This window comes from Dethiosulfatibacter aminovorans DSM 17477 (assembly GCF_900142005.1).
Lineage (GTDB): Bacteria > Bacillota > Clostridia > Tissierellales > Dethiosulfatibacteraceae > Dethiosulfatibacter > Dethiosulfatibacter aminovorans.
The window spans coordinates 51377-74343 of sequence record NZ_FQZL01000017.1; the positions used below are offsets into that span (position 1 = coordinate 51377).

Here is a 22967-nt window from a genome sequence, read left to right on the forward strand (position 1 = left end):
CGGGTTTTTGATAGAATTAATGAAAATGGAGGTGCCATGAAAAAGAAAAAACCAATGAAGATAGAAACCAAAATAATGATACTTGTGGTCATACTCCTCGGTTTGTCCGTGATCATCAGTGCGGTGCTGGCCACGTCGTGGTTTGACCGCATCCTGGAGAAAAAGGTGGAGGACAATATCACGAATATTGCTTCCTTCATTGCAGTTGACGAGGACATCACCTATGCACTGTATGCTAAAGATCGGAATATGACTGTTCAAAATATCGTAAAGAAATATCTTGATTCAGTTGATGACATCACCTTTATAGTCGTGGCAGACATGGACAGTGTAAGGTATTCCCATCCTACGGAATCAATGATAGGAGAAAAATTTGTCGGCGGAGATGAAAAGAGGGTGGTGGAAAAGGGTGAATCCTATATTTCGGAGAGTACGGGTACCCTGGGAAGGTCTCTTAGGGCCTTTGAGCCCATATTCCACGAAGGGAACCAGGTGGGATTTGTTGCAGTGGGAACTCTTACTGAAAGCATTGACCTGGCCAGAGCTGAAACCTTCAGGACTATTTTTTTGTGGGTCCTCATATCCCTTGCAGTGGGAACACTGGGTTCTTTTCTCATTGGCAACAGCATAAAAAAGTCATTGCTTGGGCTTGAACCTGAACATATAGTGAAGCTGTTTACGGAACAGGCCAGCATGTTGGACGCCATTCACGAAGGGATAATTTCAATCGATGTCATGGGCAATATCACCCTTATCAATGAGTCGGCCATGAAGATCCTGGGTATAACTGAAATGGAAATATCTCATACAACAGGGAAATATATCAAGGATGTCTTTCCAACCAGCAGGCTGACCCATATCATCAAGACAAGAAAATCAGAATTCGACAAGGAACAGATAATAAACGGAAGGGTAATAGTCACCAACCGTGTCCCCATCGTCAATGAGGGGGAGGTCCTGGGAGCCATTGCCACCTTCAGGGACAAGACGGACGTAATGAACCTGGCGGAGGAGCTGACGGGCATAAACCAGATTGTAGATGCCTTGAGGGCCAATACACACGAATTTCTGAACAAGATACATGTTATTCTGGGCCTCGTTCAACTGGGAGAATATGTCGAAGTGGAAAAGTATCTGAAGAGTGTAATAAGCAGGCAGCAGAATATCATCACTAGCGTCGTAAAGAATATTAAGGATCCGAAAGTTGCCGGACTTATCTTTGGCAAGATAAGCAGGGCGTCGGAGCTTGGAATCACCATTGTCATAGATGACAGAACAAAAGTGGAAAAGAATCATGGAAGAATAGAGAGCACGGCTCTCATAAAGATAATCGGAAACTTATTGGAAAATGCGTTTTTTGCCCTGAAGGACAAGGAGGATGAAAAATCCGTCAGCCTGTTTATCTTTGAGGATGATGATGAAATCTTCATTGAAGTTGAGGACAGGGGCAAGGGGATAGAAAAAGATGATATAGGCAGGATATTCGACAAGGGATATTCTACAAAAGATGGAAGCAACGGAACTGGGCTGCATCTGGTTCAAAATACAGTCAATGATTATGACGGCAGTATTGAAGTGGATTCGGAAGCTGGCGAAGGTACGATTTTCAGAGTTACCTTGCTTAAGGAGGGTTTGAATGATTAAGGTGTTGATTGTCGAAGATGATCCAATGGTGGCATATTTGAATGAAAAATACATAAAGACTCTGCCGGAGTTTGAAATCATAGGCAAGGCGGCCAACGGAGAAGAAGCCCTTAAGGTCTTGAGGGACAAAAAATGCGACCTGGTCATACTTGATGTATACATGCCCAAGATGGACGGACTGGAAGTCATTGGAGAAATCAGAAAGGAGTTCATCGAGGTGGATGTCATATTCATCACTGCTGCCAGGGAGCATGAAGTCATAGACAAGGCCCTTAAGCTGGGCGCAATCGATTATCTAGTGAAGCCCTTTGAATTCGAAAGGCTGAAGGAATCCTTGAAGAAATATCTCGTGAGACATGAGATGATGAGAAACAAGGGGCAGATCGATCAAAAGGATATAGACCTGCTGACGAAGGTAGATTCAAAAATCAGGCACTCGCTGCCCAAGGGTCTTCAGGAAAGGACCTTGAAGAAGGTCATGGATGTATTGGAGAACAACAGGGACTCCTACCTATCTGCCGACGAGGTTGCGGAACTGGCAGGCATAAGCAGGGTGACCGTCAGGAGATACCTGGAATATCAGGAGTCCGTCGGGGTCCTCAAATGCGAAACAAAGTATGGAACCGTGGGAAGACCCAGTTACGTATATAAAATAATCCGATGACAACGTTTACAAAATGAACTAAAATATGGCTGAGAAGTACTGTTTTCAAGGGCAGTGCTTTTTTTTACTTTTTGTTAAATGATTATCATAAACTTTATGAACTAAAGGTTTTCAATAGTTGGATAAACTGTTTTTTTGAACTACAAGTGATAGAATGAACTTGGAAATAATAAAATAAACCAGGAGGAGAATTATGTCAGTTACACCCCAAATCAGTAACACGAATTTATTGGAAGAAGAAAAAGGTTACAAGATCATGGGCATGTCCTTACCCGTATTCGGACTTGCAACGGCAATTATATTAATAGCGGTTTATCTGGGCAAACTGCCCAAGGGACTTACAGGAGCAATACCGCTGATGATGGCAATGGGAGCTATCTTGAATGAAATAGGAAACAGGACACCCATAATCAAGGATTATTTCGGAGGCGGACCAATTGTAATTATTTTCGGCAGTGCTGCACTGTTCACTTATGGAATCATTCCCGAATATGCAAAAGAAATAGCAGTGACATTTACAAAAGCAGGCGGATTCCTCAACTTCTATATCGCAGCCCTGATTACAGGAAGCATTCTGGGCATGAACAGAAAACTGTTGATCAAAGCATCCATGAGATATCTGCCGGCCATCCTGGGTGGAGTAGTCGCTGCCCTGGGTCTTGTTGGAATCGTTGGAGCACTTATCGGATACGGATTCAAGGAAGCCGTACTATATATAGGAGTTCCGATCATGGGAGGCGGAATGGGAGCAGGAGCCGTTCCCCTGTCGGAGATGTTTGGAGAGTTCTTCAATGCTGATGTAGGCAAGATGCTTTCAGTAATGATACCGGCCCTTGCCATGGGAAATGCCCTTGCAATAGTCGCTGCCGGAGTACTTGACAAGATAGGAAAGAAAAATGCTTCACTGACAGGCAACGGAAAGCTTATGAGGATAAAAAGCGATGATTTCGTATCGGAAGAGGTGGAGCACAAGGTTTCATTTGAACTCATGGGAATGGGAATGCTTGTCGCAACAACCTTCTACATATTGGGAAGCATACTCAACAAGTTCATCCCCATACACTCATACGCACTCATGATAATATCAGTTGCCGTTGTCAAGGCAATGGGACTCATGCCGAGGAAATACGAAGTTGGAGCCTTCCAGTTCTTCAGGTTCATAATGATAACGCTTACACCGGCCCTTCTTGTGGGAATTGGAGTTGCCTATACTGACCTGGCGGCTGTAATTAGCGCATTTACGGTACAGTATGTGATTCTTGTGGCAGTCACAATAGCAGGAGCAATAATCGGATCCGGACTAGTAGGCCATTTCATGGGATTCTATCCGATAGAATCGGCGATAACAGCAGGCCTCTGCATGGCCAACATGGGCGGTACGGGAGATGTTGCAGTACTGTCGGCATCTCATAGAATGGAACTGATGCCTTTCGCTCAGATTTCATCCAGGCTTGGCGGAGCATTCATAATTATTCTGGCATCATCACTATTGAAAATTTTCATGTAATAATCAAGAGAACCTGACCATAATCAGGTTCTCTTTTCAATTTCACCGAACAACAATCAAAAACCGTATTGACAAAATGAACACTGTTCATATATAATATATGAACAGTGTTCATTTTGTTTTTTGATGTAATGGCACTGAAGCAGGAAATTTTATAATTAGGAAGTGGAAATGTATGAATGATAAAAGAATAGATATATTGAGAAACCATAAGATAAGTTCGGCTATCAATGCAATGGCGCTGCCGGCAATAGTGGGATTTTTGGTGATGGGTATATACAACTTCGTGGATACGGTGTTTGTTGCATGGCTGGGAACGGAAGCAACAAGCGCTACCCAGGTCATGATGCCCATAATGATGCTTGTTTCATCATTTGGACTGGCCTTCGGAATAGGCGGAGCCAGCTATATTTCAAGGCTGCTTGGAATGAACAACAGTAAAGAGGCCAATGTGGTAGCATCGGTGGCCTTGTACACCTCTGTTGCAGTCGGCATTTTGTTTGCAGTGACAGGCATAGGCTTCCTTGAACCTATCCTTGAATTCTTCGGTGCGGACGAGAGCATAATGGAGATGTCCATGGGGTATGGGCGCTTCATAATCATGGGCTCCATGTTCACCATGGGGAATATGGCCATGAACAATCTGCTGAGGGCGGAGGGAAGCGCCAAACTGTCCATGTTGGGGATGCTGGCAGGGTCGGTTTTGAACATTGTGCTGGACCCTCTTTTCATATTCACCTTTGACATGGGCATAGAGGGAGCGGCCATTGCCACAACGCTGTCCCAGGGGGTGAACTTCGCCATTCTCCTGGGCTGGTACATTTCAAAAAGGACCGTTATCCGAATAAGCTTGAAAAACTACAGGCCAAGCATGAGGATATGGGGAGAAATAAGCAAGGTGGGCATACCTACCTTTTTCAGGCAGATGCTTTTCAGTATTTCGCTGGGACTTCTGAACCAGGGTGCCATGGATTTTGGAGGTCCTGTGCTGCTGGCTGCAGTGGGCTTGATCTACAAGGTTGCACTGATACCTGTATACGTTGTATTTGGATTTGGGCAGGGTTTCCAGCCTGTTGTGGGATACAATTTCGGTGCTGGAAGCAAGACTCGTGTGCTTGAATCGATCAGCTATACCATAAGGGTTAGCCTAGGGGTGTCTGCGGTCAGCGCTGCATTGATTGTTTTTTTCGGAGAAAACATACTCATGATATTCAAGGCGGACAAGGATGTTTTGGAATATGCTCTTTTGGGTCTCAAGTACAATGCCTTGGCCATGGTTATGATGGCCGTGAGCAATACTATAAGCATTTTCTACCAGGCTCTCGGCAGGGGAAAAGAATCTCTTGTTCTGTCCATTGCACGCCAGGGAATATTCTTCATACCGTCGGTGGTTGTTCTTCCGAGAATTTTTGGTGAAACAGGCATCTTGTTGGCCCAGCTGTCTGCAGATACGCTGTCACTGGCCTTGTCCCTGGCGATGATTCTTTCCTACAACAGGAAGAAACTACTGGATTCGGACATATTAAAATGTGCATAGGAGGACGCCATGAGACATAAGATAGTTTCAAAGGATCAGATAATAGGACAGGCCTTGAAAATCATTGAGACGGAGGGACCAAAAAAGTGTTCCGTGAGGCGCCTTGCAAGGGAGCTGGATGTTGCCGTTGGAACAATATACAACTATTTCGATTCCCGTGAAGCATTCATTGTCGAGGCTTTCATGACCAGTTGGACGGATACCCTGGGGCGTTTGAACAGTATTGCAGCAAAAGACGGAAGCAGATATGAACTCATGACTGAAATATTTGAAGAGACTATGAAGGATGTAAGGAAGAGAAACGAGCTCGGCAAGGAAATATTGACGATTTACATGAGTCAGGACAACAAGTATTTTAAAATGGTAGCTGAACAGCTTAAGGAAATTGCAAAAAAAATTGTGCTCAAGGGATGCGATTCTGGATATAGTATGTCGGCTGAATATGAAAACTCCCGTGAGGAGTCCCTCGTAAACTTGATTTCCCTGCTCCTCCACGATGGATTGAGGACGAAGAAAAGTCTGACCTCCGGTGACAAGGCCTTGCTTAAGGAGCTGCTGTCTCCTGAGCGAATTTTGTAAAATCACTGTTAAAAACAATAAGTTTGTAGAGGAATTTCTGATTATATGCTATACTGTGTAGGTAAATATTGGGTAAAAGCATATAAATTATTTCAAATAAACGGGGTAATGAAATGGACAGATTTATTGACTTATTTAAAAAGGGAACGCCGCGTGTGGAAATAGTGTCTGCTGCAACTGAAAACGAATTGACGAGTGTTGACAGGGTGGCGGATAATTACATGAGCAAGAAATGCATCAAGTTTGTTCCGGCGAGCGGGGCTGCAACAAGGATGTTCAAGGATTTGTATGAGTATTGTGATCATAAGGTGGAGACTGATTCCGTATGCAGATTTTTCGATGATTTGGAGAATTTTGCATTCTATGTTGACATAAAGGATTTTATTGATTCAAAAAAACTTGACCGGGAAACTGTCGAAGGCAGGAATGCAATCATCAATTACTTGCTGAACAATGAGCTGAATTACGGAAGTCTTCCAAAGGCCCTTATAAAGATGCATTCATATGAGGATTGTTTGACTACCCCCATCGACGAGCATATCTATGAGGGTGAGCATTATCTCAACAGGGATTGCGTAGAACTTCACTTCACCATATCACAAGAACACGAAGACTTGTTCAACAGGTATACAGAGAATGCATTGGAGGGCAAGGACAATGTGGATATCACCTATTCCTTCCAGAAGAAACAGACGGACACACCGGCAGTGGACATGGACAATAATCCATTCATCCTTGAAAACGGTGAGGTACTGTACAGGGCAGGGGGACACGGTGCCTTGATTGAAAATCTCAACGACCTGGATGCAGACATAATATTCATCAAGAATGTAGACAACGTATGTCACAGAAGCCGGATTGAGGACACCATAGATTCAAAGAAAATGCTTGCTTCTGCAGGACTTGAAGTAAAGAATCGCATTGACAGGCACATTCTGGAGATATTGTCTGGAAAATGTGACCTCCATGGTATAGATGCGTTTTTGAAGGAAACGCTTAAAATAGTGCACAGGGATGAACTGACAAGGGAAACTGCATTGAAACTCCTCAACAGGCCTCTCAGGGTTTGCGGAATGGTCAGGAACCAGGGAGAACCCGGCGGCGGACCCTTTGTTGTGGACAATGGAGATTATACCGACCTGCAGATATGCGAAAAGTCGGAAATCGACCTGAATGATGAAGAGAAGAAAAAGATTCTTGATTCATCGCAGTTTTTCAATCCTGTAGACCTTGTATGCTTCGTAAGGGACTACAAGGATGAGAAGTTCAACCTCCTTGATTTTGTCAACAGGGACAGGTATTTCATAAGCGAAAAGACCTACAAGGGAAGGAAGCTTAAGGCTCTTGAACATCCCGGACTTTGGAACGGTGCAATGCACAACTGGAACACCCTCTTTGTAGAGGTGCCCCTGTCAACTTTCAATCCGGTCAAGACCGTCAATGACCTGTTGCGGGACGGTCACAGGGATTTGTTGAATGTTGGGAAATGAATATCAATGGCTTCATGAACATTTTTTAACAGTTGAGAGGACGCAATTTGCGTTCTCTGTTTTTGTTTCCGAATGACCATATTCATTATAGTATTCTTTAAATGATTCGGGATTCAATGGTTTGCTGAAATAGTACCCTTGAATTATCCTGCAGCCAATATTTTCCAGCGCCTGTATCTGGGATTTTGTTTCAACCCCTTCTGCAATAACAACCATGCCTGTCTGCCGTGCTGTATTGTTTATTCCTTCAATCACATTTTTAGTATTGTTATCTTCCACAGTATCGATGAAGTACTTGTCGATCTTGATGGTATCGATGGGAAATTTCAGAATATATTTGAGGGAGTTGAAGCCTGTTCCGAAATCATCCATGGTTATTCCAAGGCCCAGTTTTTTCAATTTGTTTAGCATATCCAAGACCTTGTCTTCCTCCCTGTAGGTATTCCTTTCGGTTATTTCCAGCTCTAGCATTTCAGGTTTGACTGTGCTTTTTTTAAAACGCTCTACAAGATGGTCATAAAGTACATCGTTCATAAGATCCAATGGTGAAATATTTATTGCGACCTTTATTTCCATTCCTTCCTTCTTCCATTCTTCCATCTGCTTTATAACAATATCAATTACTGCCTTTGATATGTCGGTTATATAGCCGACATTCTCAGAAACCTCTATCATTTCAGCAATATTTATGTTCTTGTGATTGTCCCAACGGAGCAACGCTTCGGCTCCAACAATCCTGTTTTTTACAATGTCGATTTTAGGGTGGTAAACCAGCCGTAACTCATTTTTTTCAACTGCTTCACGGATGTTGTTGAGGATACAGTAGTCGTTCTTTATCTTTGATGTTATCTTACTGTCATAAATTGAAACAGTCCTGTGGTCGATTTTAGATTGCGTCAGAGTTCTACCCATTTTTTGAAATATTTCCTTCGATGTCTTTCCATGATTGGGATAGTTTACGATTCCGCAAAACATATTTATTTTTATGGACCTGTTGTTGATCCGTACGGGTTTGGCATAGTTTTCCATGAATCTAACACCCTGTGAACAAGCTTCATATTCATCAATACAAGGAATTACAATTGAAATTTCGTTGTAGAATATTGAGTAAACTTCACATCCCTTGAAAAAAGTACGGGCCCTTTTTTTTATGAAATTGATGGCTTCGTTTCCGGCTTTACATCCCAGGTATCTATGTATTTCATTGATGTTTTCAATTTCCAATGCCAATACTGAAAATTTTCTGCTGGGATTCCTGGCTATGCTTCTTGATAAGTCATATTTGAATTTAACAACATTCGGAGATCTCTTCTGGAGGATTCCGGCAGTTTTTTTCTTCGCGTATTCAACAAATGTTGCTAATAAAAATGTTGAAAAATGAAATGTATATGGTATTTTCATGTTCATTTGCTGCTCCCTCCAAATCTATCGTGTTAAATACAAATATGCAAATACATTATATATAATACAGCATTTAAGGGATATAGCAATATACGTCATCTAAACGGCGCTCATAAACAACTAAACGCTGAAAATGTCGTTTGAATGCATTAGACAGCCGTTTGATGCATTTTGATTTTTTTTAAGTTGTTTTGTGTTATCATGTATCAGACTATAAAAAGGAAGTAGTTATTTTGGAAAAATTCGTTAATCATATACATTCAAGTTTGACAAAAAATCAAAATCTGCCTGAAGACACCTTGGCGAGCATTTATTACTCTCTTGAAATTTTAATCAATACGATAGTGAAATTATTGATTCCAATGGTTGTGTTTCTAGTGATAGGTCAGATTGACATGTATTTCTATATTTTGTTGTTCACGATTTCCACAAGAACTTTCATTGGAGGAGTGCATTTCAGTTCTTTCATAGGATGTACTCTATTTACAACTGTTTTCTTCCTTTTGATTTGTTTCCTGGCTCAAACCGCAATAGTGAGCCAAACCGCTGGAATATGCATATTTGTTTTTGCAATTTTGGTGTTTGCCCTATACGCTCCTGTTATTTCAAGAAACAGACCGGAGTATGATAAAAGGCAGAGAAGTAGGTTCAAAATGATAGCAATTACTGTAACTGTAATATATTTGGCGATATTTCTAAGCACGAAAAGTTGGGATTTCGCTCAAGTGATCTTATGGGGTGTTTGCTTGAGCACCATACAACTTCTAATTGGAAAGGAGGTGAACAGATATTATGAAAGGAAAACTGTTCAAGTTCAATAATGTGATTTGTGCAGCCTTGGCAATAATGGCACCGGTGATAGTAAACAAGACGGCTTGTGTTTTAATATTCGGTGAACCAAAGTGCCCTGAGCATTTAAAAACAAGATGAGTGTAATCACTCATCTTGTTTTTTTACCCATTTGTTTTCAGTCAAACATCAGTTTTATGGAGAAGAAGTTTGATCCGTATAAAGACTGGTTGCTTACAACATACTTGCCGTCGTTTCTTTTTATGAGCTGGTTCAAGTTATCCAGGCCGTATCCGTGACCGCTTTCCTCTTTTGTTGTGTAACCCATCATGAACATATTGTCAATTGTTTTGGCACTTATGTATTCGTGTTCATTCAACACTTCAACAACCTTCGTGACACCCTCGCTGTATATCTTTAAAATCACCTGATTTCCTTTTTGGGATGCTTCAAGGGCATTGTCCAGCAGTATTCCTATCATTTCGACCATTTCGTAATCCTTGAATCTTGTTTTGAACAGATAATCGAATATTTCAACTCTGAATTCAATGCCCGATTTTTCGAAAGTCTTCTTCTTTGTGTATATCAGGCCTGCAAGTATGCTGTTGTCCATTTTTCCAAGATTGGCGATGCTTTTATCGACTCTTACATCTTCAACATATTTTTTTATTTTGTCATAGTCTCCGGAGCCGTCATATTCTGTATTAAGTATGGAGTTAATGGATTGTATATGGTTGTCGTACTCGTGCTGCTTGCTTCTTATGTCATTCATAAGGTCTTCGATTACAGGCAGATACCTTTCATACAGCTTTATCTGTTCCCTGTCCTTTTCATTGCGCAGTCCGTTTGTAAAGAGGATGATATTTATGAGGACAACCATGAGTACAATAACAACAATGTACAATGCGTTTACAATAAAGGTCTCGCTTCTGGTCAATAAAAATACCAGACATCCCATCAAAACAAGAAAAGTATCGATGAGGATGAATCCAAAAGCCTTGTTTCTCAACAATTTCTCGGACATGAGCTTTTTGAGAGGCAAGAATCTACGGATGGTCAACACTATAATAATGGTTGGAATATGGACGTGAACACCCGAATCATTGGACAAGGACATTCCGCCGATTATAAATTCCAGGAGGACGAATGAGAGCATTTGGATGACAAGCAGGATGGCTGTGCTTAGTACATAGGAGTATATGCATTTGATAAATGCTACTCTAAATACAATATATATTAATAGGAGTATCAATATACTGTTAATTATAAAGGCCTTATCCTGACCAAGCAAATGGGACATGAATCCCGATATGACAACAAGAATTCCCACTGCAGATGCAAGCTTCAAGTCGATTCTTTTCAGGAGACTGATACCAAACAAGCCTGACAATATTATCAGATATTCCAGATAATCAACCAGAGAAAATAGAATGAGTTCAGTTAACTTCATAGGCTGCCTCCATTATATCAACATAGTACTTTCTGCCTATGGGTATCATCTCGTCTATATCATTCAGCCGTATGACCTTCCTAGCCTTATCCACATATTCTATCCTGTTCTTGTTTATGATAAAGGACTTGTGACACCTGATAAAATAATCGGGAAGCCTGTTCATCATGCCTGCCATGGATGTTCTAGTGAGTTCGATGCAGTCCTTTGTGGTTTTAAGATACTTTTTTTGATTGATCGCTTCCAGATATATGATGTCGTCGACGTTTACTACATATTTGCAGCTCTTAAGTTCAAGCTCCAGCTTGAGAACGTCGTCCGAATCCTTCCTTTTGGTTCCGAATTTTATCAGTGTGAACAATTGCTCTTCCAATAGGTCCTGGTCGATTGGTTTAAGGATATATGAATAACAGTGTATGTTTTCGTAAGCCATCATTGCATGCGTGGGAACTGCAGTAATGAATACAATGTGATTCAATTTGTAACTATCGATTTTTCTTATCCTCTTGGCCAGTTCATAACCGTTTCCATCTTCAAGCTGTATGTCAATCAAAAAAATATCAATATCATTTTCCTGAATAATTTCCATTGATTCAAGGACGGAACCCGTTTCGAAAATTTCTATATGCTCGTCTATTTTTCTTATGGTTTTTGCCAAGTCGTTTCTTATAGCTGCTTCATCTTCAATAATAATAATTTTTGCCACTTGTTCCTCCGCTGACATTCCCCGTTTGCATCCCTTTTATTGCAAGTTGATATTTTGAAAAAGTATAAATTCATATATAAAAAAAAGCCACATCATCGACATGACCTAACTGTTTAGTATAGGGACTTGTAATCATCCATTCTTCCAAATCGAGGAAGCACTAAACCTGTTGAGCCAATATTCCCCGATATTGGTATTATATCAGACTCCAACCCATTACGAAAGAAAAATATTGTACAATTCACTTATTATTTCAATCATTGATGACAGGGATGTTTTGCAGTATAATTGTTTCATGACTAATTATATACGCAACTCACTATGGTAGAAGGAGAATCGATGAAAACAATTCTGGTAACAGGCGGTGCAGGATTCATAGGCAGCAACTTCGTGAAGATGATGCTGGAAAGACATCCTGAATACAAAATCATAAACATTGATTTGCTGACATATGCGGGGAATCTCGAAAATCTGAAAGGTGTGGAAGACAGCCCCAACCATGTTTTCATCAAAGGCGACATCAGGGACAGGCAAAAGATGGAGGAAGTCTTTTCTGTTCATGACATTGATGCTGTGGTCAATTTTGCCGCCGAAACCCATGTTGACAGAAGTATCGAGGAGCCTGAAGTGTTTCTGACCACCAATATCTTGGGAACCCAGGTGCTCCTGGACATTGCAATGAGACACTGGAAGGTGGATCCCGACGATAAATACTCAAGAGAATACAGGGATGGAGTGCGGTTTGTACAGGTGTCTACGGATGAAGTCTACGGTGCATTGGGCGAGGAGGGAAAATTCCTTGAAACGATGCCTCTGCTGCCAAACAGCCCATATTCAGCATCCAAGGCAGGTGCCGATCTCATAGTAAGGTCCTATCATGAAACCTACGGCTTGCCTGTGAACATAACCCGCTGCAGCAACAACTACGGACCATTCCAGTTTCCTGAGAAGCTTATACCTCTTATGATAAACAACTGCCTGGAGGACAGGCCTCTTCCTGTATATGGAGACGGAATGCAGGTGCGCGACTGGCTTCACGTATATGACCATTGTGCTGCCGTTGACGCAGTGCTTCACAGGGGTATAGACGGAGAAGTGTACAATATCGGCGGCAACAACGAAAGGGCCAATATTGAAATTGTAAGACTGATCATTAAAACCCTGGGCAAGTCGGAAGAACTGATACAACACGTCAAGGACAGGCCGGGGCACGACAGGAGATATGCAATAGACAATACAAAGATAACTGGGCAACTGGGGTGGGAGCCTTCCTATACCTTTGAAAAGGGAATTCAGGAAACCATAGAATGGTATCTGGACAATACCGGATGGATTGAGAATATAGTATCCGGCGAGTATGTTAAATATTACGAAAGGATGTATACAGACATCTAGCCATGGATTATGAATTTGTAACTTTCATAAGATATAATAGAAAGAAGATGATGAAATGATTGAAAAAACAGGACTTGTACTTGAAGGTGGAGGATTCAGGGGAATATATTCCGCGGGAATCCTGGACTATTTCCTTGAAAGGGACATACGCTTCCCCTATGTGATCGGTGTGTCAATGGGTGCCTGCAACGGTACAAACTATGTATCGAAGCAGGTTGGAAGAAACCTTCGGGTCCCCTACAACTATATAAACGACAGAAGGTATATAAGTTTCTACAACTTGATTTTCAAGGGTGGTCTCTTCGGCATGGATTTCGTATTCGGAGAGATTCCAAGGAAGCTTGACGTGTTCGATTGGAAGACCTACGAGGAATCGGACCAGAGGTTTATTGTTGTTGCAACGGATTGCCGTACCGGAAAGCCTGAATATTTCGAGAAGGGGAAGATGGATGATCTTCTTGAAGTGCTGAAGGCATCGAGCAGTCTGCCCTTCATTTCCGACATGATTACCATTAACGGCAAGAGCTACCTTGACGGAGGAATGTCGGATTCAATACCCGTAAGGAAGGCGTTGGAGGACGGAAATGAAAAGCTTGTAGTGATACTCACAAGACCCGAGGGCTATGAGAAGAAGCCTTCCAGTATGGGTTTTCTAACCAGGATCAAATATGGAAAATATCCAGAATTGATCAATTGCATCGAAAACAGATACAGGGAGTACAATGAAACTCTCGATTATGTAAAAAGACTGGAGTCGGAAGGAAAAGCCTTTGTTATAAGGCCGGTGGAGAGCCTTGACATGGGCAGGGTCGAAAGGAACAGGGACAAGCTGAAGGCGACCTACTACTTGGGATACAGGGATGCAGAGGCTATTGAAGACGAGCTCCTTGAGTTTTTGAGATAGTAGTGAAGGTCTTTTTTCGATTCCTTGTTGTATACAGAAAAAAGTAGTAAAATATAATTATAGACAAAGATATAACCGTTGACTGGAGAAAGTGGTGTTGCCGCATAAATAGAGTCAGCGGTTGTTTTAAATTTGCAGGAAAGTTAACTATGCATAAACCCTTTAAGTTGTTTTGTTCAACAAAAAATAAAAAATAAATTATGAGGAGGAAGTGAAGTGAAGAGGAAAAGCAGGGCTGTTATTTATGTAATCCTTGCTGTAATCCTTTTGTTGTCAACTTTTGTAAGAGCGTATGGTGATTACGGCACGGGTAATTTATCTTCGGATGGTCAACAGGAGAAGATAGGAATTACTGAATATCTGAATGATCAGATAATTGTTAAATTCAAGGACGATATTTCTGACACCGACAGAAAGCTCATAAAGAAATACTACAAGCTCATTGACAAGGCAAAGTTCAAGTCCGGAGGCGAGGTGCTGAAGCTGAAGGGCAACTTGACAGTTGAAGAGCTGGTTGAAATGCTCGGTGAATTGGATTCTGTTGAGTATGCAGGGTTCGACTACATAATGAGAGCGACGGATTTTCCGGATGACCCATGGGACGGTGATTCTGCACGCTATTTGTGGGGAATGGAAAAGATTGATGCAAACGGGGATACCGAATATCCGGGAGCCTGGAATCTTGCAACTGGAAATCCTGAAGTCATAGTGGCCGTAATAGATACAGGTGTTGATATGGGCCATGTAGACCTTGCGGAAAACATCTGGATAAATGAAGTTGAACTGAACGGTGATGCAGGTGTAGACGATGACGGCAACGGATATATAGATGATGTCCACGGATGGGACTTTCACAATGGTGACGGAGACCCCACAGACGACCAGGGACATGGAACCCACTGTTCTGGTACTATAGCTGCTGCAGCCAATGGAATCGGTGTTGCAGGTGTTGCTCCAAATGTAAATGTGATGCCCCTTAAGTTTCTAGGGTCTGACGGCTCCGGAAGCTTCAGCGATGCAGTCCTTGCAATAGAATATGCAGAAGCCATGGGCGCTGATGTAATAAGTGCCTCGTGGGGAGGATATACTATTGGGGTGGATTCAAGCATGTATGATGCAATAAACGATTTCAGCGGATTGTTCTGTGCTGCTGCAGGGAATGACGGCTATGACATGGACTTCTACGGAATGTTTGGATACCATCATGCTCCGGCAACCTATCCAAACGAAAACATAGTGTCGGTGGCTTCCATTGACTCCGACGGAAGTCTTTCATACTTCTCGAACTACGGACGGACGTCTGTAGACCTTGTATCGCCGGGAAGGAGCATTCTCAGTACTGTTCCTGGAGATTCATACGGTTACAAGAGCGGAACATCCATGGCTACGCCTCATGTAGCTGGAACAGTTGCACTTATGATAAGCCATGATATTGATTTGAACGGTTCTGTCACCAGAAGCAAGGTTCAGCTTAAGGATGACCTTCTTGAAGCTACCGTGTATAAAAGCACATATAACTCGGTAGTACTTGATGGATGCCTCAATGCCTATGAAGCTTTGCTGTTGACTACTGATAATGGTACTGAACCGCCGCCACCACCCGAAAACGAGGATCCATATAATGATACTGATTTTCCGCCTTATATGACAGGAACATTTGAAGTTGGAGGGGCTATAATTGCACATACAGGGACTTGGATAGATGAAGGCGACCTTGATTATTATTGTACATGGCAGGTTACTGCTGATCCGGAGGAAGACTCACCAAGTGATTACGAAGAATGGTATGATGAGTCATGGTTATATGAAGAATTTCCACCAATATTTATAGTTGAACCCGGACAGGCAGAGAAATACATTAGGATTGAAGTGGTTGCAGTTGATGAGGAAGGTCTTGATGGTGTAGCATATTCCGACTGGGAGTGGATAGAGCCTGAAGCACCGAATGAACCACCGGTGAACGACGGCGATAGGCCGTCTGTAACAGGACTGATGATAGCAGGAGAAACAGTTTATGCAGAAGACGGCGGTTGGAGTGATGATGGAGGAGTGGAGAACCTAGAATATTCCTACATGTGGCAGATATCCGATACAGAATTCGGCACATATGAAGACACTGGAGTTACAGCTGACTCATACTCTCTAACTGAAGCGGAAGTGACAAAATTTATAAGAGTTCTAGTGACTGCGATAGATAATGGAGACCCTGTCGAGATGTCTGAACCATCGGAATCGCCAGGACGTCAAGTTATTCCAAATGCAGCACCCGTAAATGATATAACGCCTTCAATAACAGGTACCTTGATTGCTGGGGATATTGCCTATGCAGACATAGGCGATTGGTCCGACGACAGAGGTGAGGAGAATCTTTCATATTCATACAATTGGAAGATTAAGGAATTAGATGGTAGCTACTCGGATATAGGAGGTTCTGATAATCCATTGTCTCTTCCTGAAAGTGATACAGGTTATTATATAAAACTTGAAGTAACTGCAACCGATAAAGGAGATCCTGTTAAGTGGACTTCAGAATCTTCAGCAGATTACTTAGTAGAACCTGCTGAAACTCCTGTAATTAACACATTCACGTCAAGTATAACGGATGCATATCCTACATCAATCAGGAACAAATGGACTGCAACTGTGACAGTATCGACTAATCTTCCAATGAGTGAGGCAGAAGTTGCTTATGAGTGGAGTGACGGCAAATCTGTAACTGCTGGAACTGCTCCTACAATAAATGGCGAATGCACTGTGATATCCGATCCTATACGTAAGAATATTGGTTCGATTACCTTCACTATTATTGGTATAACACCGTTAGATAATGACTCAGACTATACCTTTGATCCTGCACACTCTGATTTGACAGTTACTGTAAACAAACCGTAATAAACAAGCAACAGAAATAGAGCGTCGTCCTTCCTATTGGAAGGGCGGCTTTTCTTTCTTTTTTTTCTAAAAAGATATTGGGTTTTGACCACATTGTCTGATATAATTTACATTGACTTATAGTAGTCTTAGTTTTTACATAAAGATAATCAAGTAATATATTAAGATATGAATTTTGACACACGGAGGAAGAAAATGAAGATAACGGTAGCGGGAACAGGATATGTGGGGCTTTCAAATGCGATACTATTGGCACAGAACAACGAGGTAATAGCCCTTGACATCATCAAGGAAAAGGTGGACATGATTAACGACAAGAAGTCCCCCATAATAGACAGGGAAATTGAGGAATACCTGGAAAAGAGGGAGCTTAACCTATGGGCTACGACAGACAACTATCTGGCATACAAGGATGCCGACTATGTAATAATCTCAACTCCCACAAATTACGACCCAGTAAAGAACTACTTCAATACAAGAAGCGTAGAGGCTGTAATAGCTAATGTTCTTTCAATAAATCCCGATGCAGTCATGGTTGTGAAATCAACCGTACCTGTTGGATACACGGAAAGGGTAAGGGAAATGTTCGAGACCGACAATATAATATTCTCGCCTGAATTCTTGAGGGAAGGAAAGGCTCTTTACGATAACCTCCACCCTTCGAGAATAGTGGTTGGAGAGCAGTCTGAAAGGGCTGAAGTGTTTGCAAATCTCCTTGCCCAGGGAGCAGTGAAGGAAGATATTCCAATTCTGTATACGAATTCTACCGAAGCGGAGGCCATCAAGCTTTTCGCCAACACCTACCTTGCCATGAGGGTTGCTTACTTCAACGAGCTAGACTCCTATGCAGAGGTGAGAGGACTTGACACCAAACAGATAATAGAGGGAGTGGGACTTGATCCAAGAATAGGAAGCCACTACAATAATCCCTCCTTCGGCTACGGAGGCTACTGCCTTCCTAAGGATACCAAGCAGCTGCTGGCAAACTATGCCGATGTTCCACAGAATATAATGTCTGCAATAGTGGATGCCAACAGGACAAGGAAGGACCATGTGGCTGAAATGATAATCAGAAGGGAGCCAGAGATTGTAGGCATTTACAGGCTTACAATGAAGACCGACTCCGACAATTTCAGACAGTCCGCAATCCAGGGAGTAATGAAGAGGATAAAGGCGAAGGGTATAGATGTGGTGGTGTACGAGCCTGCCCTCAAGGAGGATGATTTCTTCAGGTCAAGGGTTGTAAAGGACCTTGACGAGTTCAAGGAAATATGCGATGTAATAGTTGCAAACAGGATTGATGACAGTCTGCTGGATGTGGAGGAAAAGGTCTATACGAGGGATCTTTTCAGCAGGGACTGATAAACTCGGTGAAAATCGGAATTGTGTGATAAAGAATATAAAAAAAGGGCGGATGCCCTTTTTTTGTACCCCTATTCAATGAACATCAGTTCGGAATCAAATGGCAGCCAGATCTCTGTATAGTTCCAGTAGTCGTCATAGAAGCTGCCCATAAGCCAGAACGCGCCGCTGTCATCCTTGTATACGTCTTCAACATAAAGCTCGTCGCCGTAACTGTAGAATCCCATATATTCGGAACCGGCGTCATGATTGGCGTAGCAGGTGACATTGTCTCCTGTTATGAAAACGACTTCGTAAAGCAAGGTGTATTTCATTTGCTCGTCCTGCCATTCCCTGTACTCATCTTCGTCAATCCTGTAGTAGTCATCGTAGTCGATGCGGATAGAATTTTCGTCATTTACACTGAAAGTGTATTCCTCATCGAAGATAGTGGCGGAAATACTGTCGCTGAAAGGTTCAACATTCATCATCTGACCTTCGTAGGCACCGTATTCAAAGGAATCTACGGATACCGTTCCGTCATCCGAGATGGTTATGATTTCATCGTAGTAGTCGTTTTTCCATATGCCCGAGATATCCTCAAGAGACAGCTTCGTCTGCATGAAAAGACTGTTCTGTATATGGACATTTTCATTCTTGTCCAGACCGTCCATAATCATCCTGGGTTCCTGGTCTTTTTCAATCACGTACAACTCGTCGTTGTCATTGTAATAATATAAACAGGTTCCATTTGATACAACTAGAAAGTCCTCTATGCTGTCCGCCAGGTGTTCCTTCTCTTCGCTGCGGTTTCTCTTTATGTACAATTCATTGTCGTTGTTGAGGATAACGGCACCGTCTCCGGTCAGGTCCCATTTGAGGACGTCAGTTGCAAGTTTTTCCTTTTCCTTGCCTGTTTCCTTGACATAAAGGATGTCATCCGTATCAAGATATGCTATAGACGTTCCATTGTGAGAAGTGATTATGCTTACAACATCGGTTGCTATTTTTTCCTTTTCATCACTTTTAATGTCTATTGCGTACAGCTCCTCTTCATCGTTCAAGTAATAAACATACTTTCCGTTGCGGCTCATGTAATGGCTGGATACGTCGGATGCAAGCTTTTGAGGTTCTTCACCTACTTCATACGAGTAAAGTTCACCTCTTGATTTCAAATAATCGTACTCGTCCAAATATGTAATCATCTCCGAATCGTCGGATACAAAGATATTGTAGTATTGCTCAACAGGCTCAGAAGACAGCTTGACCTTTTCGTCCTCGACAATGTTTTTATAGTAGAAGTTATCGTCGTTGTTAATATAAAGAATCGTCTCACCATCACTGCAAGGATATATGAAGCTGACGTCTGAAGCGATTTTTTCCTTGTCCTGGTCGTGGTTCTTGATATATAGATTGTCTTCGGAATCTATGTAGAAGACTGAGTTTCCATCCCATGAAAGGTCGAAGTATTCAGTGTCAGAAGCGATTTTTTCCTTGTCCTGCCCGATTTTCTTTACATACAGGTCGTAGGAATCATAATCTGCTTTCTCGAAAACGATGGTACTTTCGTCTGCGCTGAACCTTGCCGAGTAAGGATATACGTCTGAGGTGATTTTTTCCTTTTCCTTGTCGGTCTCCTTTAGGTAGAGCGTGTTGTCCTCAGTGACGTAAAGGATTTTCTTATCTTCGGGTGTCACTTGAAAGGTTGAATTCAGAACATCCGAGTCGATTTTAATTTTTTCCTTGTCTCCATCAATAAAGTACAAGTCACCTGTTGAACTGCCAGGACCATTGGATTTGAAAATAAATATCTCATCAAGGATCGTTTCCTCTGCGATAGTGGTAGAACCACCGCTTGCCGCTCCGCACCCAACGGACAGCAGACAGATTATAAGGATGATGGGTAGTAATACTGTTAGCTTTGTTTTTTTCATTTTGTTTTCTCCTAAGAAGTCAATTTTAAAAAAAATTCACCATTTTTTATTTACAAATATAATAGTATAAATGCCATGAAATGTAAATAAATTATTGAATAATCATTATATTTGTTTTTCTGAAAAAGTAGATATTTACGAGATAAATCAAGGATCTCGTTTTTGAAATCTGTATTTCACCCCACATTATGTATGTCTGTATACGTATTATTTTAATAAGCAATAATATGCTTTGACTTGTGTTTTCATGTCACCGTTATGGGTTATATGCGATAAATGACAACTTTCTGCGCATTAGAACAACGGCTTGAACCGTTGACGCGGCGTAGCAGCTTTCTTGGTTGATTTAAATATTAAGTATAGAAATTGCACTTACAGTAATTGAAGGAGGGTTAAATGAGGAAAAAATTAGTATGTTTAATTGTTTTTGCAATAGTTGCAACAATGGTTGTGCCTGCATTTGGTGTGACTACAGATTCTGGTGGACATAAGGATGACGTGCATGATTACGCCAGTGACAGAATCATAGTGAAATTTGCCGATAATGCAGCAGCGGTGGAGAAAAGGGCAATAAAGGCAAGCTATAAGCTTGAGACAAATAGAAAGTTCAAGATGGGTGCCGAGACAATGATGGTAAACGGCAGCATGCCTGTGGAACAAGTGGTTGAAGCATTGAACATGAATGACAAGGTTGAGTATGCGGAGCTTGATTATGTTCTTGAGGCTTCAAAAATTCAGGCGGAATCCATTCCAAGCGACTCGATGTTAAGCAGCCTGTGGGGAATGGACAATATAGATGCACAGGAAGCATGGGCTATTGAACAGGGAAGGGGAGATGTAATAGTCGCTGTTATAGATACGGGAGTGCAGATTGATCATCCTGACTTAGATGCTAATATATGGACAAATTCGGGAGAAATCCCAGGCAATGAAATTGATGATGACGGAAACGGCTATGAAGATGATGTAAACGGATGGGATTTCTGCAACAATGACAATACTGTATATGACGGAACTTTTGACGACCATGGAACCCACGTGTCAGGAACAATAGCCGCTGAAGCCGATGGTGATGGAGTGGTTGGAGTTGCGCCCAATGTTGTGATCATGCCTCTAAAGTTCATTGCCAGTGACGGTTACGGTTATTCAAGTGATGCAGCATATGCTGTCGAGTATGCAGGTGATAATGGTGCAAAGATAATAAATGCATCCTGGGGAGGAGGCGGCTACAGCAATACTCTAAAGACTGCTATAGATGAATTCGGAACGGATCATGGAGGTGTGTTCGTTGCAGCTGCAGGGAATGGCGGTGACGACTTCATAGGAGATAATAATGATTTAAAGCCCCACTACCCATCTTCATATAATTGTGGAAACATAATAGCAGTTGCTTCGCTAGATAATGATTACAATAATGACGGATTGTACGAAAAATCGGATTTTTCAAATTACGGAACAGAAAGTGTGGATGTTTTTGCTCCGGGAGCTGCAATAAAGAGTACGGTGCCATATAATGCTTATGAATCCTGGTACGGTACTTCAATGGCAACCCCTCATGTATCCGGTGTACTTGCTTTGATGATAAGCCACGAGATGAATGTGAATAATCTGACAGCTGATTCGGAGCTATTAAGGTCGCCGGAATTGCTCATAAATGATGTCATGGAATCGGTGGTATATGACAGCTATTATGCAAACTACGTTAAGTCCGGAGGCCGTCTCAATGCCTACAATGCCCTTTTACTGACACCGGAATACGGCACAAAACCTCCAGATGAGAATCAACCGCCAGTGAACGATCCAAAACAAAAACCTACCATATCAAGTGAAAGTGATGTTATACAGGTTGGTGTTACATTAACAGCAAATCCAGGTGGATGGACAGATGATAATGATGATGAATCTGATTTGATTTTCACTTATTCGTGGAAGGTTAAGGTGAATAAAAATCGTACGGTGACAGTTGACTCAGGAGAGACAATTGTAATAGATGGATATGAGGGTAAGGGCATTTATGTTGAGGTGACAGCAGAGGACAGTGGTGGACTGACAACAATTGTTGAATCAGAGCTTTATGAAATCTTGCCTGCTGATACGGAGCCTGTGGATCCACCTGTATACCCGCCAACAGAGGATAGCTTTAATGTAAGCATTATATCACCAGTATCTGGAGCGAGAAATGTAGCGACTAATGAGGTAATAGAGCTGTCATTCAGTGAAGCTATTGATTTAAGTTCTGTTGATGTAACTGCATTGTCACTTGTGGCCAGGGTTGACACTGTCGAATTGACAAATGCTAATGTATCATTTAGTGAAGATAGATTAAAAGGGTTTATTGCATTGGAAGAAGGTGTTACCTATTTACCTAAGACAAAATATACTTTGACTGTAAATACGAATTTTGTACAGAATGCAGAGGATGAGTATTTGACGGAGAAACTGGTGACATATTTTACAACCATTAGATAACAGACACTATAAAGCGAGGTGATCATTTTGTGACACCTCGCTTTTCTTTTACAGTGTTCGGAAATTTTTAGCATAAAACAAAAAAACATTGCATTCCAAGAATGAAAGTGTTAATATATTAACGAACTGAAAAACGTTTCCTAATCGCAAGGATATCGATTCTGAGTGAAAGGGGCAGCGACCATGAAATGAATGCGACTTTAATGAAGTCGTTGAATTTGTTGTATCTTGGCCTCTCCCTCGAGAGGCTTTTATTGTGCGCTCC

The 22967-nt window shown here is 41.8% G+C and carries 17 protein-coding genes; 13 read left to right on the plus strand and 4 right to left on the minus strand.

Features of this window, described 5'->3' with window-relative positions; all coding sequences use genetic code 11:
• The first annotated feature begins 36 nt into the window (after window positions 1-36).
• The 6 genes from BUB05_RS11525 to BUB05_RS11550 all read left to right on the plus strand — a co-directional run bounded on the left by BUB05_RS11525 (window position 37) and on the right by BUB05_RS11550 (window position 7421).
• Window positions 37-1644, plus strand: coding sequence for an ATP-binding protein (locus BUB05_RS11525; protein ID WP_073049765.1), 1608 nt, complete (start codon window positions 37-39; stop codon window positions 1642-1644).
• A complete protein-coding gene (locus BUB05_RS11530; RefSeq protein ID WP_073049766.1) occupies window positions 1637-2308 on the plus strand; it encodes a response regulator in 672 nt (223 codons plus the stop codon). The genes BUB05_RS11525 and BUB05_RS11530 overlap by 8 nt, the downstream gene beginning before the upstream one ends.
• Before the next feature lie 193 nt (window positions 2309-2501).
• Window positions 2502-3815 carry a 2-hydroxycarboxylate transporter family protein gene (locus BUB05_RS11535; RefSeq protein WP_073049767.1) on the plus strand — a complete coding sequence of 438 codons (1314 nt, stop codon included), beginning with the start codon at window positions 2502-2504 and terminating at the stop codon, window positions 3813-3815.
• A gap of 175 nt (window positions 3816-3990) precedes the next feature.
• Window positions 3991-5352, plus strand: a complete 1362-nt coding sequence (locus tag BUB05_RS11540) for an MATE family efflux transporter (protein WP_073049768.1) — start codon at window positions 3991-3993, stop codon at window positions 5350-5352.
• Window positions 5353-5361: 9 nt separating this feature from the next.
• Complete coding sequence (locus BUB05_RS11545; RefSeq protein ID WP_073049769.1) at window positions 5362-5931, plus strand: TetR/AcrR family transcriptional regulator; 570 nt, start codon at window positions 5362-5364, stop codon at window positions 5929-5931.
• A 113-nt stretch (window positions 5932-6044) separates the two neighbouring features.
• Window positions 6045-7421, plus strand: a complete 1377-nt coding sequence (locus BUB05_RS11550) for a DUF4301 family protein (RefSeq protein ID WP_073049770.1) — start codon at window positions 6045-6047, stop codon at window positions 7419-7421.
• A gap of 12 nt (window positions 7422-7433) precedes the next feature.
• On the opposite strand, the gene BUB05_RS11555 is transcribed toward BUB05_RS11550, so the two are convergent.
• Window positions 7434-8828, minus strand: a complete 1395-nt coding sequence (locus BUB05_RS11555) for an EAL domain-containing protein (RefSeq protein WP_073049771.1) — start codon at window positions 8826-8828, stop codon at window positions 7434-7436.
• Between the two features lie 227 nt (window positions 8829-9055).
• Between BUB05_RS11555 and BUB05_RS19000 the strand changes: the two genes are divergently transcribed.
• Entirely contained in the window at window positions 9056-9643 is a 588-nt protein-coding gene (locus BUB05_RS19000) for an accessory gene regulator ArgB-like protein (RefSeq protein WP_073049772.1), read from the plus strand.
• Window positions 9615-9752, plus strand: coding sequence for an AgrD family cyclic lactone autoinducer peptide (locus tag BUB05_RS18475; protein ID WP_094762885.1), 138 nt, complete (start codon window positions 9615-9617; stop codon window positions 9750-9752). Before BUB05_RS19000 ends, BUB05_RS18475 begins: the two co-directional genes overlap by 29 nt.
• Window positions 9753-9789: 37 nt before the next feature.
• On the opposite strand, the gene BUB05_RS11570 is transcribed toward BUB05_RS18475, so the two are convergent.
• Window positions 9790-11061, minus strand: coding sequence for a sensor histidine kinase (locus tag BUB05_RS11570; protein WP_073049773.1), 1272 nt, complete (start codon window positions 11059-11061; stop codon window positions 9790-9792).
• Complete coding sequence (locus tag BUB05_RS11575; RefSeq protein WP_175548558.1) at window positions 11048-11767, minus strand: LytR/AlgR family response regulator transcription factor; 720 nt, start codon at window positions 11765-11767, stop codon at window positions 11048-11050. Before BUB05_RS11575 ends, BUB05_RS11570 begins: the two co-directional genes overlap by 14 nt.
• A 339-nt stretch (window positions 11768-12106) precedes the next feature.
• Here BUB05_RS11575 and rfbB point away from each other — a divergent pair, with 339 nt between their 5' ends.
• The 4 genes from rfbB (at window position 12107) to BUB05_RS11595 (ending at window position 18320) form a co-directional block, all read left to right on the plus strand.
• Entirely contained in the window at window positions 12107-13162 is a 1056-nt protein-coding gene (gene rfbB / locus BUB05_RS11580; RefSeq protein WP_073049775.1) for a dTDP-glucose 4,6-dehydratase, read from the plus strand.
• Between the two features lie 55 nt (window positions 13163-13217).
• Window positions 13218-14066, plus strand: coding sequence for a patatin-like phospholipase family protein (locus BUB05_RS11585; RefSeq protein WP_342747104.1), 849 nt, complete (start codon window positions 13218-13220; stop codon window positions 14064-14066).
• A gap of 216 nt (window positions 14067-14282) precedes the next feature.
• Complete coding sequence (locus BUB05_RS11590) at window positions 14283-16958, plus strand: S8 family peptidase (protein ID WP_073049776.1); 2676 nt, start codon at window positions 14283-14285, stop codon at window positions 16956-16958.
• 195 nt (window positions 16959-17153) lie between these two features.
• Window positions 17154-18320, plus strand: coding sequence for a nucleotide sugar dehydrogenase (locus tag BUB05_RS11595; protein WP_073049777.1), 1167 nt, complete (start codon window positions 17154-17156; stop codon window positions 18318-18320).
• A gap of 71 nt (window positions 18321-18391) precedes the next feature.
• Here BUB05_RS11595 and BUB05_RS11600 read toward each other — a convergent pair whose 3' ends face one another.
• On the minus strand, window positions 18392-20233 hold the full coding sequence (locus BUB05_RS11600; protein ID WP_073049778.1) for a hypothetical protein: 1842 nt from the start codon (window positions 20231-20233) through the stop codon (window positions 18392-18394).
• Between the two features lie 396 nt (window positions 20234-20629).
• Here BUB05_RS11600 and BUB05_RS11605 point away from each other — a divergent pair, with 396 nt between their 5' ends.
• Window positions 20630-22702, plus strand: coding sequence for a S8 family serine peptidase (locus tag BUB05_RS11605; RefSeq protein WP_073049779.1), 2073 nt, complete (start codon window positions 20630-20632; stop codon window positions 22700-22702).
• The last annotated feature ends 265 nt before the right edge of the window (window positions 22703-22967 follow it).

Bases quoted from the DNA above. Each gene is read 5' to 3' on its own strand.
- BUB05_RS11525 (WP_073049765.1), top strand. From the start codon at position 37: ATGAAAAAGAAAAAACCAATGAAGATAGAAACCAAAATAATGATACTT.
- BUB05_RS11530 (WP_073049766.1), top strand. From the start codon at position 1,637: ATGATTAAGGTGTTGATTGTCGAAGATGATCCAATGGTGGCATATTTG.
- BUB05_RS11535 (WP_073049767.1), top strand. From the start codon at position 2,502: ATGTCAGTTACACCCCAAATCAGTAACACGAATTTATTGGAAGAAGAA.
- BUB05_RS11540 (WP_073049768.1), top strand. From the start codon at position 3,991: ATGAATGATAAAAGAATAGATATATTGAGAAACCATAAGATAAGTTCG.
- BUB05_RS11545 (WP_073049769.1), top strand. From the start codon at position 5,362: ATGAGACATAAGATAGTTTCAAAGGATCAGATAATAGGACAGGCCTTG.
- BUB05_RS11550 (WP_073049770.1), top strand. From the start codon at position 6,045: ATGGACAGATTTATTGACTTATTTAAAAAGGGAACGCCGCGTGTGGAA.
- BUB05_RS11555 (WP_073049771.1), bottom strand. From the start codon at position 8,828: ATGAACATGAAAATACCATATACATTTCATTTTTCAACATTTTTATTA.
- BUB05_RS18475 (WP_094762885.1), top strand. From the start codon at position 9,615: ATGAAAGGAAAACTGTTCAAGTTCAATAATGTGATTTGTGCAGCCTTG.
- BUB05_RS11570 (WP_073049773.1), bottom strand. From the start codon at position 11,061: ATGAAGTTAACTGAACTCATTCTATTTTCTCTGGTTGATTATCTGGAA.
- rfbB (WP_073049775.1), top strand. From the start codon at position 12,107: ATGAAAACAATTCTGGTAACAGGCGGTGCAGGATTCATAGGCAGCAAC.
- BUB05_RS11585 (WP_342747104.1), top strand. From the start codon at position 13,218: ATGATTGAAAAAACAGGACTTGTACTTGAAGGTGGAGGATTCAGGGGA.
- BUB05_RS11595 (WP_073049777.1), top strand. From the start codon at position 17,154: ATGAAGATAACGGTAGCGGGAACAGGATATGTGGGGCTTTCAAATGCG.
- BUB05_RS11600 (WP_073049778.1), bottom strand. From the start codon at position 20,233: ATGAAAAAAACAAAGCTAACAGTATTACTACCCATCATCCTTATAATC.
- BUB05_RS11605 (WP_073049779.1), top strand. From the start codon at position 20,630: ATGAGGAAAAAATTAGTATGTTTAATTGTTTTTGCAATAGTTGCAACA.